This is a genomic window from Ruegeria sp. CI1 (assembly GCF_056536925.1).
Genome location: NZ_JBQFQP010000001.1, coordinates 288676 through 301133 on the forward strand (window position 1 = coordinate 288676; position 12458 = coordinate 301133).

Annotated in this window: 16 protein-coding genes; 14 read left to right on the forward strand and 2 right to left on the reverse strand. The window is 60.0% G+C overall.

The annotated features are described in order from the left end of the window. Positions 1-32 precede the first annotated feature (32 nt). The 14 genes from ACR0LZ_RS01360 (at position 33) to ACR0LZ_RS01425 (ending at position 11504) form a co-directional block, all read left to right on the forward strand. A complete protein-coding gene (locus ACR0LZ_RS01360) occupies positions 33-920 on the forward strand; it encodes a MurR/RpiR family transcriptional regulator (RefSeq protein ID WP_480747966.1) in 888 nt (295 codons plus the stop codon). After that, positions 917-2005: an aromatic ring-hydroxylating oxygenase subunit alpha gene (locus ACR0LZ_RS01365; protein WP_480747967.1), complete on the forward strand. Its 1089-nt coding sequence runs from the start codon at positions 917-919 to the stop codon at positions 2003-2005. The genes ACR0LZ_RS01360 and ACR0LZ_RS01365 overlap by 4 nt, the downstream gene beginning before the upstream one ends. Continuing rightward, positions 1998-2411: a GFA family protein gene (locus ACR0LZ_RS01370; protein ID WP_480747968.1), complete on the forward strand. Its 414-nt coding sequence runs from the start codon at positions 1998-2000 to the stop codon at positions 2409-2411. The genes ACR0LZ_RS01365 and ACR0LZ_RS01370 overlap by 8 nt, the downstream gene beginning before the upstream one ends. Positions 2412-2416: 5 nt before the next feature. Next, the gene (locus ACR0LZ_RS01375; RefSeq protein WP_480747969.1) at positions 2417-3235 is read left to right on the forward strand and encodes an aspartate racemase/maleate isomerase family protein; all 819 of its coding nucleotides are present in this window, start codon (positions 2417-2419) and stop codon (positions 3233-3235) included. A gap of 54 nt (positions 3236-3289) precedes the next feature. Continuing rightward, positions 3290-4030, forward strand: coding sequence for a sulfotransferase-like domain-containing protein (locus tag ACR0LZ_RS01380; protein ID WP_480747970.1), 741 nt, complete (start codon positions 3290-3292; stop codon positions 4028-4030). Next, positions 4030-5259: a Coenzyme F420 hydrogenase/dehydrogenase, beta subunit C-terminal domain gene (locus ACR0LZ_RS01385; protein ID WP_480747971.1), complete on the forward strand. Its 1230-nt coding sequence runs from the start codon at positions 4030-4032 to the stop codon at positions 5257-5259. The genes ACR0LZ_RS01380 and ACR0LZ_RS01385 overlap by 1 nt, the downstream gene beginning before the upstream one ends. Continuing rightward, a complete protein-coding gene (locus ACR0LZ_RS01390) occupies positions 5252-5644 on the forward strand; it encodes a carboxymuconolactone decarboxylase family protein (RefSeq protein ID WP_480747972.1) in 393 nt (130 codons plus the stop codon). Before ACR0LZ_RS01385 ends, ACR0LZ_RS01390 begins: the two co-directional genes overlap by 8 nt. 196 nt (positions 5645-5840) lie before the next feature. After that, positions 5841-7043, forward strand: coding sequence for a 3-oxoadipyl-CoA thiolase (gene pcaF, locus ACR0LZ_RS01395; RefSeq protein WP_480747973.1), 1203 nt, complete (start codon positions 5841-5843; stop codon positions 7041-7043). 15 nt (positions 7044-7058) lie between these two features. Then, positions 7059-8051 (forward strand): 1,2-phenylacetyl-CoA epoxidase subunit PaaA, encoded by a 993-nt coding sequence (gene paaA, locus ACR0LZ_RS01400; RefSeq protein WP_480747974.1) that lies wholly within the window; start codon positions 7059-7061, stop codon positions 8049-8051. An 84-nt stretch (positions 8052-8135) separates the two neighbouring features. After that, positions 8136-8420 (forward strand): 1,2-phenylacetyl-CoA epoxidase subunit PaaB, encoded by a 285-nt coding sequence (gene paaB, locus ACR0LZ_RS01405; protein WP_480747975.1) that lies wholly within the window; start codon positions 8136-8138, stop codon positions 8418-8420. Next, positions 8420-9181: a 1,2-phenylacetyl-CoA epoxidase subunit PaaC gene (paaC, locus tag ACR0LZ_RS01410; RefSeq protein ID WP_480747976.1), complete on the forward strand. Its 762-nt coding sequence runs from the start codon at positions 8420-8422 to the stop codon at positions 9179-9181. Before paaB ends, paaC begins: the two co-directional genes overlap by 1 nt. A 6-nt stretch (positions 9182-9187) precedes the next feature. Continuing rightward, positions 9188-9649, forward strand: a complete 462-nt coding sequence (gene paaD / locus ACR0LZ_RS01415) for a 1,2-phenylacetyl-CoA epoxidase subunit PaaD (RefSeq protein ID WP_480747977.1) — start codon at positions 9188-9190, stop codon at positions 9647-9649. A gap of 10 nt (positions 9650-9659) precedes the next feature. Continuing rightward, positions 9660-10733, forward strand: coding sequence for a 1,2-phenylacetyl-CoA epoxidase subunit PaaE (paaE, locus tag ACR0LZ_RS01420; protein WP_480747978.1), 1074 nt, complete (start codon positions 9660-9662; stop codon positions 10731-10733). 12 nt (positions 10734-10745) lie between these two features. Then, positions 10746-11504, forward strand: coding sequence for a Phenylacetic acid catabolic protein (locus ACR0LZ_RS01425; RefSeq protein ID WP_480747979.1), 759 nt, complete (start codon positions 10746-10748; stop codon positions 11502-11504). A 59-nt stretch (positions 11505-11563) separates the two neighbouring features. On the opposite strand, the gene ACR0LZ_RS01430 is transcribed toward ACR0LZ_RS01425, so the two are convergent. Both ACR0LZ_RS01430 and ACR0LZ_RS01435 read right to left on the reverse strand, forming a co-directional pair. After that, positions 11564-11776 carry a hypothetical protein gene (locus ACR0LZ_RS01430; protein WP_480747980.1) on the reverse strand — a complete coding sequence of 71 codons (213 nt, stop codon included), beginning with the start codon at positions 11774-11776 and terminating at the stop codon, positions 11564-11566. A gap of 82 nt (positions 11777-11858) precedes the next feature. Then, complete coding sequence (locus ACR0LZ_RS01435) at positions 11859-12455, reverse strand: TetR/AcrR family transcriptional regulator (RefSeq protein WP_480747981.1); 597 nt, start codon at positions 12453-12455, stop codon at positions 11859-11861. Positions 12456-12458 lie beyond the last annotated feature (3 nt).

Genomic DNA, 12458 nt, shown 5'->3' on the forward strand with positions numbered 1-12458 from the left:
AGGCTAATTCCACAAATGTACCATCGTCAATCATGAATGACACAAATGTATCATCTTCTGTCCTGGACCGCCTCACCGAAGAGTGGGACACCCTGACACCCGAGGCGCAGAAAGCGGCGCGTTACGTCCTGGAAAACCCCTCAGACGTTGGGGTTTCGACGGTGCGCGAGATCGCCGAAGCCGCCAATGTCAAACCCAACACATTCGTGCGCATGGCCCGCCAGGTGGGCTTTGACGGCTACGAAGATTTCCGCGCCCCGTTCCGCGAGGCGATTCGCCGGGGCACCGCGACATTCCCCGACCGCGCCCGCTGGCTGCAGGACATCGGCAAGTCGGGCGAGTTGGGCGGCCTTTACGCCGACATGATCGGCGCGGCGATCCGCAATATCGAGGAAACCTTTGCCGGCATCAGCGCCGAACGCCTGCACACCGCCGCCGAAACCATCTGGAACTGCCGGCAGGTCTTCACCCTCGGCGTCGGCGTCAACAACGCCAATGCCCGCAACTTCACCTACCTCGCCTCGACCGGCATGAAACAGTTTCACGCCATTCCCCGGCCCGGCTCGACCCCGGTCGACGATCTGGCCTGGGCGGACGAACAGGACGTGCTGATCGCGATGACCTGCAAACCCTACCGCACCGAGGTGATCGAGGCGGTGAAGCTGGCCCGCGAACAGGGCATGACCGTCGTGGGCATTTCCGACAGCCCGGCCAGCCCCGTTGTCCTGAACGCCCATCACGGCTTTGTCGTGGCCGCCGACACGCCGCAATTCTTCCCCTCGTCCGTCTCGACCATCGCGCTGCTGGAAACGCTTCTGTCCTTCGTGATCGCGGTCTCCAGCGACGAAATCGTCGAACGCGTCGAACGCTTTCACAAACGCAGACATCAACTCGGCATCTACGCGGAGGAGCCCGAATGAACGCCCCCCTGACCCACTCGCTGGCGGCGCATTATTACACCGACCCGGCCATATTCGAGCAGGAAATGAACGGCCTGCTGGCACGCACCTGGCAATATGCCGGGCATGTCAGCGACATTCCCAATCCGGGCGACTATTTCACCTTTGAAATCGCCCGGCAAAGCCTGTTCTGCATCCGTGGACGCGACGGGGAAATCCGCACTTTCTACAATGTCTGCCAGCACCGCGCGCACGAGATGGTGACCGGCACCGGCACCACCCGCGTCGTCGTCTGCCCCTATCACGCCTGGACTTACGAGCTGACCGGCGAGCTGCGCGCAGGCCCCAACACCAAGGCGGTGCCGGGGTTCGACAGGGAAAAGATCTGCCTGACATCGGTACGCACCGAGGATTTCAACGGCTTCATCTTCGTCAATCTCGACAACGACGCCGCACCGATGGACGACTGGTATCCCGGCGTGCGCGAGGAACTGCGCGAATTCGTCCCCCAGGTGGATGCGCTTGCCCCGCTGGAATGGGTGGAAATCCCCGAAAACTGCAACTGGAAGGTCTCGGTCGAAAACTATTCCGAATGCTACCATTGCCCCACCAACCACCCGACCTTCGCCACCGGTGTGATCAAACCCGAAACCTATGACATCCAGCCGACCGAAACCGGCTATGTCCTGCGCCACACCACCGAATGCCAAAGCCTCGAGGCGATGACCTATCCCATCGACCTCAGCGTGCCGCATGCGGGCGACTACCGGTCGTGGTTCCTGTGGCCGATGTTCTCGTTTCAATGCTATCCCGGCAACGTGCTGAACACCTATCACTGGCGCGCGACAGACGTGGATCACTGCACCGTCTGGCGCGGCTGGTACACCGAAGGCGGCATCGACAGCGAGGTGATCCGGCGGCTGGCGATACAGGATCGCCAAACCACGGTCGAAGAAGACATCCGACTGGTGGAATCAGTGCATAGGGGCCTGAAATCCAAGGGATACCGCCCCGGCCCGCTGGTCCTTGACCCGGCTTGCGGCGTGATGTCGGAACACTCCATCGCCCGCCTGCAACAATGGATGCGCGAGGCCGTGGATGGCTGACTTCAGTGGCAAATGCATGTGCGGCGCGGTCAACTGGTCCTCGTCCGGCCAGATCACCCGCCGCCTGTCCTGCCATTGCGGCGACTGCCAGAAAGCCACCTCATCCCCGTTCACCGCATTCGTCGGCCTGCCCCCGGACACCGTCGAATGGACCGGTGCGATCAATCACTATGAAAGCTCGCCCGGCACCCATCGTGGGTTCTGCCCGAAATGCGGCACCCGCCTCTATTTCCGGTCCGACAAATGGCCCGGAGAGATCCACATCCACGCGGCGACGTTGACTGACGCCTCCGGCTACGCCCCCGACGCCCATGTCGTCATGGCCAGCGCCGTTCCATGGCTGCATCTGGCCGATAACATCCCCAAGCACCAGAGCTTTCAGGCCGAGCCCGCCGACCAGGAGTAGACCCCATGCTGATGCCCGCCGAGTGGCAGCCCGAACACAAACTGTTCCCACATCAGGTGGGCTTCACCAGCCCGCCCTTCGACTATGACGCGGCACCCTCGGACTTCCTGCGCATGTGCCCCGAAACTGTCGGCGTGCATGGCTGGATGCTGCATGTCCCCGACTATGTGCACGGGCTGGACCAACGCAAACGGAACTTCGGCATGATGGAAGATTTCGTCCACTGCATGTCCCGCAACGGCGCCGATGTCTGCGGCCAGGTGGGTTCAAACTGGGTGCATGCCTGCGGTCTGGGCGTCGAAGGCGTGCGCCAGCATTGTCAGGACCTCTCCGACAAATACGGCACCCGCTTTCACATGGCCGGATACGCCATGGTCGAGGCGCTGCGCGAGATGAACGTGGAAAAGGTGGCGCTGAACGCCGCCTATCACTGGCCGGAATGGTGGCAGGGTACCGTCGGGTTCCTGCGCGAGGCCGGGTTCGATGTCCACTGGGCCGGCAATTTTCACGATCAGGGCTGGTTCGCCAGTCAGGAAGAGGTCAATTCATACCGCTGGGTGTTCGACGGTGATCTGGCCCTCAAAAGTTTCGAATATGTCGCCGACAAGGCCCCGCAGGCAGACGCGATCCTGATTAACGGAATGTGCAATTTCCGAACGGGCCCTGGCGGTTTGCCGCAACGCCCGCTGCATCTGGCGGACAAGCTGGAATCGGCGCTCGGCAAACCGGTGATCGGCCACGACATCGCGCTTTACTGGCGCATCTTCAAGTCGCTCGGAATCGCGCCCGAGACGCCGCGCGGGCGGTTGCTCAGGCGGCTTTGACCGCCAGAACGACTTGTACATTTCGCTCACCATAGCCTTTGGAACCGGTACAAAATGCACAAAATAATTGCCCTCTGGGCCGTCCCCCGCTCAACCTCGACCGCCTTTGAATGGATGATGCGCCAACGCGGCGATCTGGATTGCCTGCACGAACCGTTTGGCGAAGCATGGTATCAGGGCGACGAACCTTTGTGGCACCGCTTCCAGCCCGGCGACAAGACGACACGGGGCCTGACCCTCGAAAGCGTCTGGGAAGACGTTCAGGGCCGCGCCCGCAAAGGTCCGGTTTTCATCAAGGATTTTCCTCACTATATCAATCACATGTGGGACGCCGAGTTTCTCTCGCACTTCACTCACGCCTTCCTGATCCGTGACCCGGCCAAGACGATCACCTCGATGTACAAGCAATGGCCGGACTTTGCCGAGGGCGAGGTCGGTTTTCCCGAACAGCGCGCCCTGTTCGATCTTCTGACCGCCCTGAACGGCGCCCCGCCCCCGGTGATCGACAGCGACGACCTGCTGGAAAACCCACATGCGATTACAGAAAAATTATGTAATTCCATGGGGATACCATTCATCGAAAAAGCCCTGACATGGAAGGCGGGCGGCGATCCCTCGGCTCACAGCTGGTGGGACGGCGGCTCGTTCCACGGCAATCTGGCCAAGTCCACCGGCCTGACACCGCAACCCCGCAAGCATATCTCCATCAACGACGCCCCCGACCGGGTCAAACAGGTGCATCGCCGGATGAAGCCGCACTATGACCACTTGTACAATCACCGGCTAACCGCCTGATGCGACACCCAAAATCCATCCGCGAAGTAGTCGAAACCGGCCTCTGCATCGGCTGCGGCCTGTGCCAGTCCATCGCACCGGAACGGTGGGTCATGACGATGACACCAGAAGGCAGATTGCGGCCTGTACAGATGGCGGAAGATATTGAAAAAGATCATGAAATTCTCGCCGCCTGCCCCGGCGCAACCTGCAGCGCAGACGGTTCTGACGCGCCATATCAGGACGCGATCTGGGGCGGTTATACCTCTATGACCCGCGCATGGGCCGGTAATCCTGACACAAGGTTTCGCGCCGCCACGGGGGGTGTACTAACCGCCCTTGGTTCATGGCTTTTGCGAACAGGACGCGCCCGGTTCATCCTGCATTGCGCCGCCGACCCAGACGCCCCGATGCGCAGCAAATGGGTGATCAGCGAGACGCCCGAAGCCGTCGTCGCACGCGCCGGTTCCCGCTATGGTCCCAGCGACACTCTGGCCGGCTTGAATATCGCACTGGACAGGCAGCAACCATTTGCAATCATTGCAAAACCTTGTGACGCGGGTGCTATCCGGGAGCGTGTGAAAACCGACCCGAGAATTGACAAAATGCTGGTCGCGATGCTGGTCATGGTCTGCGGCGGCGCCTCGGATCTGAGAAAAAGCCAAACCCTACTGAACGAATACGGATTGACCGAAGACGACCTGACCCTGTTCCGCTATCGCGGCTATGGCAATCCGGGGCCGACCCGGATCGAAACCAAGGACGGACGCGCGTTCGAGAAAACCTATCTGGATATGTGGGCGGACGAAGCCGGATGGGGCATTCAGACCCGCTGCAAACTGTGCCCAGACGCCATTGGCGAAGCAGCCGACTTGGCTGCTGCCGATATCTGGCCCGGAGGGTCTCCAACCGGAGAGGATGCCGGTTTCAACGGTGTGATCTGCAGGACCGAGCGTGGACAAGACCTGTTCGATGCTGCGATTACGGATGGTGATCTTGTTAAATATCAACGCCTTACACCACGCGACTTCGACAACTTTCAACCCCATCAAGTCAGTAAAAAACACGCGATTGCCGCCCGTCTGCGCGGAATGAGCAAGGCCGACGTGCCGGTCTATCGCCACGCCGGCCTGCGCATCGACACTCTGGACGCCGGGAGTGAAGCCGAGGAACATGGTGCCGAACACCGCACCCGCACGGGCCGGTTTGCCGAGACCATGTTGCACAATACGGAGACGACGAATGAATGACATGTTTGACGAAGACCTGTTCCTGAAGGGGTTGGAACAACGCAAAGCGACGCTGGGCGCGGAGTATGTGGAAAAGAACCTCGCCGCCGCAGATGACTTCACCCGCCCCTTTCAGGAAGCGATGACCGCGTGGTGCTGGGGCTTTGGCTGGGGTGACGATGTCATCGACGCCAAGACCCGGTCAATGATGAACCTGTCCATGATCGGAGCCTTGGGCAAGATGCACGAATGGGAAATCCACTGCAAAGGCGCGATCAACAACGGCGTCACCAGGGACGAGATTCGGGCAATCATCCATGTCGTAGGCATATACTGTGGTGTCCCACAGGCCTTGGAATGTTTCCGTGTGGCACGCAAAGTGCTGGGCGAAGCCGAAATGCTTTGAAGTCAAGGGAATACCCAAGATTCACAAGGCCTGCCGTCAGGCAGGCCTTTTCTGTTTGCCTCCACTGACATGTTACCGAATTCTCAAAAAAGCTGTAAACACGTTACATTTCTCTTGCCGCGAATCATTTCCAGGCGTATTACCCGACCAAGCGGTCACTTAATGACGACCTACGTAAGACTGGAGTTTCTGACGCATGGACGCTTTCATCTGCGACGCTCAACGTACCCCGATCGGGCGCTATGGTGGCGCTCTGTCCCAGGTTCGCACCGACGATCTGGCCGCCATCCCACTGGCAGCCCTGAAGGCGCGCAACCCGCAGGTGGATTGGGCCAGCCTTGATGACGTGATCTATGGCGATGCCAACCAGGCCGGTGAAAGCAATCGCAACGTCGCCCGCATGGCGGCGCTGCTGGCGGGGCTTCCTGTCGATGTACCCGGCACCACGATCAACCGCTTGTGCGCCAGCGGTATGGACGCGGTTGGCATGGCGGCCCGTGCGATCAAGGCAGGCGACTATGACATGGCGGTGGCCGGCGGTGTCGAAAGCATGTCGCGCGCTCCATTCGTCATGCCAAAGGCGACCAGCGCCTTTACCCGGTCAAACGCGGTCTACGACACCACTATCGGCTGGCGGTTCGTGAACCGGAAGATGCACGAGATGTACGGAACCGACTCGATGCCGCAAACCGCCGACAACGTTGCCGAAGATTATCAGATCAGCCGTGCAGATCAGGATGAATTTGCCGCACGCAGCCAGGCCCGCTGGGCCGCGGCGCATGAGGCCGGGGTGTTCCGGGAGGAAATCACCCCGGTCACCATTCCGCAGCGCAAGGGTGAACTGATCGTTGTGGATACCGACGAACATCCCCGCCCCGGTACGAGCGCGGAAAAACTGTCCGGCCTCAAGGGCGTCAACGGCCCCGACAAGACGGTAACGGCTGGCAACGCCTCGGGTGTCAACGATGGTGCCGCGGCGATCCTGCTGGCCAACGAAGCCACAGCGACCAAGAACGGACTGACCCCGATCGCGCGTGTCGTCGGCATGTCGGTAGCGGGTGTGGAACCGCGTGTCATGGGCATCGGCCCAGTACCTGCAAGCCGTAAGATTCTGGCCCGCGCAGGACTCACCATCGAGCAGATGGATGTGATAGAATTGAATGAAGCCTTTGCATCGCAAGGTCTTGCCACCTTGCGGGCGCTTGGCGTGGCCGATGACGCACCCCATGTCAATCCCAACGGCGGGGCCATTGCAATCGGTCACCCTTTGGGCATGTCAGGCGCGCGTTTGGTGATGACCGCCGCCTATCAGTTGAAACGCACCGGCGGGCGCTATGCGCTGTGCACCATGTGCGTCGGAGTTGGTCAGGGCGCGGCCCTGATACTTGAACGTGTGTAAGGGAGGAGAGCCCAGATGTATGCACAGATGATCAAGACCGCCTCGTCAGGGGTGAAATCGCGCGAGGAAATGTCCGAACAGGAACGCGCCTTTCAGGACAAGATCGACAACGACATCAAGATCGAACCGCGGGATTGGATGCCGGATGATTACCGCCGTACTCTGATCCGTCAGATTGGCCAGCACGCTCATTCCGAGGTCGTGGGCCAGTTGCCAGAAGGCAACTGGATCACCCGCGCGCCAACGCTGGAGCGCAAGGCGATCCTGTTGGCCAAGGTGCAGGACGAGGCGGGCCACGGCCTCTACCTCTACTCCGCCGCCGAGACCCTGGGCGAAAGCCGGGACGAACTGATCCGACTGCTGCACGAGGGTCGGATGAAATACTCGTCGATCTTTAATTACCCCACACTGAACTGGGCCGATATCGGCGCTGTGGGCTGGCTTGTCGACGGCGCGGCGATCATCAATCAGGTGGCGCTGCAGCGCACGTCCTATGGCCCCTACAGCCGCGCGATGGTCCGCATCTGCAAGGAAGAGAGCTTTCACGCGCGTCAGGGGTATTCCGCGATCATGGCGATGGCTTTTGGTACGCCCGAGCAAAAGAAGATGGCGCAGGACGCGGTCAACCGTCTGTGGTTCCCGGCACTGATGATGTTCGGTCCCTCCGACAAGGAGTCGGTGCATTCCGAGCAATCGATGGCCTGGAAGATCAAGGTCAAGACCAACGACGAGTTGCGCCAACAGTTCGTGGATCAGACCGTTCCCCAGATCGAATATCTGGGCCTCGACCTGCCGGATTCGAACATCAAGTGGAACGAAGAACGTGGCCACTACGATTTTTCTGACCCCGACTGGTCCGAATTCTTCGACGTGCTCAAGGGCAACGGCCCCTGCAACGTCGATCGCATGGCTGCGCGCCGTAAGGCCTGGGACGATGGCGAGTGGGTCCGCGATGGGTTGCTGGCACATGCCCGCAAGAAAGCTGCCGCCAAGGTGGCAGCCGAGTAACGAAATGGACGATCTGCAGCGCGAGGCGCCCGGTTTTCAGCCACCGGTTTCACACCCCGCGCCCAGCCAGGAGGAGAACTGATCATGAAAAACGAATGGCCCCTGTGGGAAATCTTCATTCGCGGCCAGCACGGCATGAGCCACCGTCACGTAGGCAGCCTGCACGCGCCGGACGCAGAAATGGCAATCAAGAACGCCCGCGACGTCTATACTCGCCGTAACGAAGGCGTTTCGATCTGGGTGGTCGAGGCTCGGCATATCAGCGCCACTGCGCCCGGCGACAAGGGTCCGCTGTTCGAGCCGTCGGAATCGAAGATTTATCGCCACCCGACTTTCTTTGACATCCCCGATGAAGTGGGGGCGATGTGATGACCCGCGACGAAGCCTTTCTGCAATTCCTGCTGAGGATGGGGGACAATACCCTGATCCTTGGCCACCGCGTCAGCGAGTGGTGTGGCCACGCACCGGTACTGGAAGAAGACATCGCGCTGGCCAATACCGCGCTGGACCTGATCGGCCAGACCCAGATGTGGCTGGGCCTTGCGGGCGAGATTCAGGGCGAGGGAAAGACTGCCGACAATCTGGCCTTTCTGCGCGACGCCTGGGACTTCCGAAATGTCCTGATGGTCGAGGTGTCAAACGGTGATTTCGGTCGCACCCTGATGCGCCAGTTCCTGTTCGATGCGTGGCACTCGATCATTCTGGGCCGTCTGATGACATCGTCGGACGAACGTGTCGCGGCAATCGCCGCAAAGGCTAGCAAAGAGGTTGCCTATCACCTCGAACGCTCGGGCGACACGGTTGTCGGTCTTGGCGACGGTACCGAAGAAAGTCACGCCCGGATGCAGGAGGCGCTGGATTACCTCTGGCCTTATGTCGGCGAGATGTTCGCCAGCGATGACGTGGATGCCGAGATGGTAGCTGCGGGTATTGCACCCGACCCCGCCAGCCTGCGCGAAGAATTCGATGCGCTGGTTGAGCGCGTATTGGGCGAAGCGACCCTGACAATCCCGGATAGCCGCTTTGCCCGAAAGGGTGGACGCGACGGGCGTATGCATACCGAGCATTTGGGCCACTTACTGACCGAGATGCAGTGGCTGCAACGCGCCTATCCCGGCGCAAGCTGGTAAAGGCCGATGGTGCGGGCCTCGACAGAACAGGTGTGGGAATGGCTTGATGCCGTTCCCGACCCTGAAATTCCGGTGATCTCGGTCGTCGATCTGGGCATCGTGCGCGATGTTGAATGGGACGGCGACACGCTGACCGTTTCCGTGACGCCCACCTACTCGGGTTGCCCGGCGACATCCGTGATCAGCATGGACATCGAAACCACCCTGCGTGACCACGGCATCGACAAAATCAGGTTGCAAACCAGAATTTCGCCCGCGTGGACAACTGATTGGCTGACCGACAAGGGTCGTGCCAAGCTTGAAGAATATGGCATTGCCCCGCCGCAACCGGCGGGGGGGCCGGAACGCTGTCCCCATTGCGGCAGCAAGGCGGTGGAAAAGGTCAGCCAGTTCGGCTCGACCCCGTGCAAGGCGCATTGGCGCTGCACAGACTGCCTGGAACCCTTTGACTATTTCAAGTGCATCTGAGGAGGAGCCGATGGCGCGCTTTCACGATCTGGAAGTCACAGACATCCACAAGACCATCCGCGACGCTGTCGTGGTAACGCTGAAACCGGTGAACGGCTCGGCGGAGGAGTTCGATTTTACCCAAGGCCAATACCTGACCTTCCGCCGGGATTTCGATGGCGAGGAACTGCGCCGGTCGTACTCGATCTGTGCGGGCAAGGATGAAGGCATCCTTCAAGTGGGCATCAAGCGCGTCGATGGTGGGGCGTTTTCGACCTGGGCCAATGAAGAAATGAAGGTTGGCGACACGCTGCAGGCAATGCCTCCGATGGGCGGGTTCTTTACGCCACTCGATGCCGCTGCCGAGAGGCAATATGTCGGCTTTGCCGGTGGCTCGGGCATCACGCCGGTGCTGTCAATTCTCAAGACCACTCTGGCGCGGGAACCCAGATCGCAGTTCACGCTGGTCTATGCCAACAAGGGTGTGAACACGATTATGTTTCGAGAAGAACTGGAGGATCTCAAAAACCTCTATATGGGTCGTCTGAACGTGATCCACATTCTCGAATCGGACGCACAGGAAATCGATCTGTTCACTGGCCTGGTAACGCAAGAGAAATGCGCCGAGCTGTTCAAGCATTGGATCGACATCGAAAACACCGACATGGCTTATATCTGCGGTCCCGAGCCGATGATGCTGGGCATCGCAGCCGCGCTGCGGGCGCACGGGCTGACCGACGGTCAGATCAAGTTCGAACTGTTCGCCAGCGCCCAGCCCGGTCGCGCCAGGCGCAAGGTGGTTTCCGCCGAGGCCGCAACCAGCGCGAACCAGACCAAAGCCGCCATAACGCTGGATGGCGCGACCCAGACCATCACCATGCCCAAGGATCTGTCGATCCTTGACGCGGCACTGGAAAACCGGATGGACGCGCCATATGCCTGCAAGGCCGGCGTCTGTTCGACCTGCCGCTGCCGCGTGATCGAAGGCGAGGTCGAGATGATCGCAAACCACGCGCTCGAAGATTACGAAGTCGAGAAAGGGTATGTTCTGAGTTGCCAGGCCTATCCGCTGACAGACAGCGTCGTCGTCGACTATGACCAGTGAGGGAGAGAGACAATGGCCGAAGACATGACGATTGAAAGCTATCTCGCGGCTGGCGGAGTGCTGACCAACCCGACCAACGTGCCGCCACGCTACCGCGCTGAGTTGATGAAACTGATGGCGACATTCGTGGACAGCGAACTGGCGGGGGCTGCAGGTTTTGCCGACGTGATAAACCGGGGACCGGGGATCAAGGAACGGATTGCGGCTGCAAAGATCGTTCTGGAAAAGACTGACAATGCCGACCGTGTTTTGCGGATCATGGGCGAGTTCGGGGCCGATGCCGAGCGCTATGCCAACCATCACCCATGGACGGCGCGGCTGGACCGGGCAGCAGACATCGGTGCAACACGGTCCGAGCACGACATGCGTCTGGCTGTGTTCAACTATCCCATCGAAGGCTGGGTGGACGCCGTGATGATGAACCTGCTGATGAGCCGCGCGGTGGCCGTTCAGCTTGCCGAGTTTTCGCTGATCTCTTATCAGCCACTGGCCGAAGCGTTCCGCGTGATCGCACCCATCGAGGCGCATCATGGCGAGTTGGCGATGGAAGGCACGGTGAAACTGATCGAAGACGGCCACGCCTCGGAGATGCAGGCATCGGCCGACTATTGGTGGCCTCGGGTTGCAGCCAGCTTTGGTACTGGCACCTCTCAGAAAGCCAGCAGCCTAAAGGATATGGGTTTGCGCAAATCCACTAACGCGGAACTGCGTACGCGTTGGGAAGCCGAGGCGGCGAGCATCCTTGAAACGCTTGGCCTCAACCGCCCCTGATAACAGTTCGGTCGGCGGCAAACCTGCCGGCCACACCGCGTTCTTGGGCACCGCCGTGGTTACTTGGCCGGTCGACCGATCAAGCCATATTTCAATGCGAACGATCTGAATGACCAGCGTTTGCGCCGTGCCGCAAGACGCTCTGGCTTCAGCGCGGTTCCACCCTGACGGTTGAACTCGTAGACATCGATTATGCGTTCGGCGCAACCGCAGGCCTCTCCCATTCCGACTTTGGCGAAATAGAATTTTTCGAAGCTTTCCGGTTTCTGCATGGTGTTTCTCCTGCCCCGAACAAAGCAGGAAACGCGCCAAAACCCAAACCTCTTTAGGCACTGTTCATACCAATGTGATGTATCAGAGGCCCTGCAAGCCATGCAGAGTCAGCGTGCTGACCATGTGCGCATAATCTTCCCGAGCGGAGCTATCCGCACCCGAGTTCCACATGTAGTACCAGTTCAGCATGCCAAACACAGACATCGTCGCAGACCGCAGCTTGCCCGGATCGCCATTGAAAACTTCAGGCGCGATGTCACTGATGATGTTGCTCACGAAGACAATCATGTCGCGCTGATAGCCGCGCAGCAACTTCTGCTGCTCGATGGGCAAGGCTGACATTCCGCTGGTCTGAACCCTGTGCTCGTCATCGACGCCCTGATAGGCCAGCAGTATTTCACGAACCACCCTGTGCAGCCGATCCGGCTTGCTCAACCCGTCCAACTCGATCCCGCAGATCAGGTCGCGCAACTCGCGCAGGTAGGTCTCAAGAATGTCGAACAGGATCGCATCCTTGCTGTCGTAGTAGTGATAGATATTCGCCTTAGATATTCCGCATTCGCGCGCAAGCTGGGTCATCGAAGCGCGGTCGAATCCTTCGCGCGCAAAGACACGCGCGGCAGATTTCAAGATCTGCTCGCGCTTCTGATCGTGGTCTTTCGCTATTGTACGGGCCAAACC